Source organism: Tunicatimonas sp. (assembly GCF_049647865.1).
GTDB lineage: Bacteria > Bacteroidota > Bacteroidia > Cytophagales > Cyclobacteriaceae > Tunicatimonas.
The window spans coordinates 1-1893 of sequence record NZ_JBARYM010000734.1; the positions used below are offsets into that span (position 1 = coordinate 1).

Here is a 1893-nt window from a genome sequence, read left to right on the forward strand (position 1 = left end):
CCAAGCAACCCTTTTTGCTAATGTATTTGCATAAGGCTCCGCACCGCGAATGGTTACCGGCTGAGCGGCATTATAAAGAATTTACAAAGAGAAAATTTCCTGAGCCGGAAACTCTTTTTGATGACTACGAGGGGCGCGGTACTGCAGCTAAAGAAGCCGAAATGAACCTACTTAAGCACATGAACTGGGCCGGCGATTCCAAAATTCGGCCGAGTTTACTTGATAGTTTAGGCATACCTGAAACAGCAAACTGGGACCATAGAGCATTTAATGGTGAAGTAGGGCGGCAAAATGAACGTCAGCGTGCGGCTTGGGACGCGGTGTATGACTCGATTAATCAAGCATTCAAGGAGGAGTATCCAAATATGAACGAAGAAGACCTTATGCGCTGGCGCTACCAACGATATATGCAGGACTATCTAGGTAGTATTGCGGCAGTAGATGAAGGGGTAGGGCAGGTGCTAAATTATCTGGAAGAAAGTGGACTGGCCGAAAACACCATTGTGGTGTATACTTCCGATCAAGGCTTTTACCTCGGAGAACATGGTTGGTTCGATAAACGCTTTATCTACGACGAATCGTTTAAAACCCCACTGCTGGTTCGCTGGCCGGGTGTAATTAACCCTGGTACCGTGAATACTCAAATGGTGCAAAACCTTGACTTTGCCCAAACCTTTTTAGCGGCGGCTGAAGTAGAAGCTTCCTCGGATATGCAGGGGGAAAACCTGATTCCATTGTTCAAGGGGGAAACCGAAAACTTTCGGAATGCGGTATACTATCACTACTACGAGTATCCGGCGGTACATATGGTGAAGCGACATTACGGTATCGTAACCGAAGATTACAAGCTAGCGCACTTTTACTACGATGTGGATGAGTGGGAACTATACGATCGTAAGAACGACCCGAATGAGTTGAAAAATGTCTACAATGATCCGGCCTACACTGAAGTAGTAGAAAAGCTTCATCAAGATTTAGACGAAATCCGCGTTAAGTATAAAGACTCCAAGGAGCTGGATCAGAAGTACATTGACATGTACCAGGACATGGCGAATTAAAATTTAATGGTGCAGAACAAGACTTATTTTCCTAATCTAGACGGATTAAGGTCTTTAGCATTTCTTGCCGTTTTTCTTGGTCATTGCTTTTCGGCAAATACTGTATTAGTGAAGCAGTCTGATGCTTATCAGTGGGCAATATCGTTCTTCCGCTTAGGTGGTTTGGGGGTTAGTTTCTTCTTTGTTTTGTCCGGCTTCTTAATTACTTTTTTGTTGTTGGAAGAAGAAAAGATAAATGGCCGTATCAAGGTAGCATTATTTCATATGCGCCGAATCTTACGGATATGGCCGCTATATTTTGCTTGCATACTCTTTGGCTTTTTAGTTTACCCTTGGATTCTGCAATCTTTACTAAATGTTTCATTCATTGAGCCAGCTACATTCAGCTGGTATCTATTTTTTATAGGCAACTTTGATGTGATTAATAATGGATGGCCAAACACCCCAACCGTAAAGGTACTTTGGTCAATTTGTGTTCAAGAGCAGTTTTATCTCGTATGGGCTTTCCTCTTATTTTGGGTTAAATCGTGGCGGAAGGCAATAATGATCGGTATTATTATCATATCATTATTATTCCGTATTTACTATTCCCGCTCAGAAGATGTACTTTATCTACACACAATTAGTATCATCTCTGATATGGGTGTAGGTGGGCTACTAGCCTTATTAACCTACTTGAGCCCATTATTTCTAAATAAGCTAAATCACATAAAAACCTATCAAATTGCTGTAGTTTATGCGTTGGGGCTAATTTGGTTCATTTTTCACAAGTGGTGGGGAGTACCTGTTTGGTTAATTCCTTGGGTAAGATTGATCTATTCGTTCTTTTTTGTAT

2 protein-coding genes are annotated in these 1893 nt (G+C 41.8%); both read left to right on the top strand.

The window, feature by feature from the left end:
• Positions 1-1058 (top strand): sulfatase/phosphatase domain-containing protein (locus WBA23_RS21460; RefSeq protein ID WP_424584331.1); only part of this gene is annotated, 1058 nt, incomplete at its 5' end.
• A 6-nt stretch (positions 1059-1064) separates the two neighbouring features.
• Positions 1065-1893: acyltransferase family protein (locus WBA23_RS21465; RefSeq protein WP_424584332.1), on the top strand; the 829-nt coding region annotated here is incomplete at its 3' end.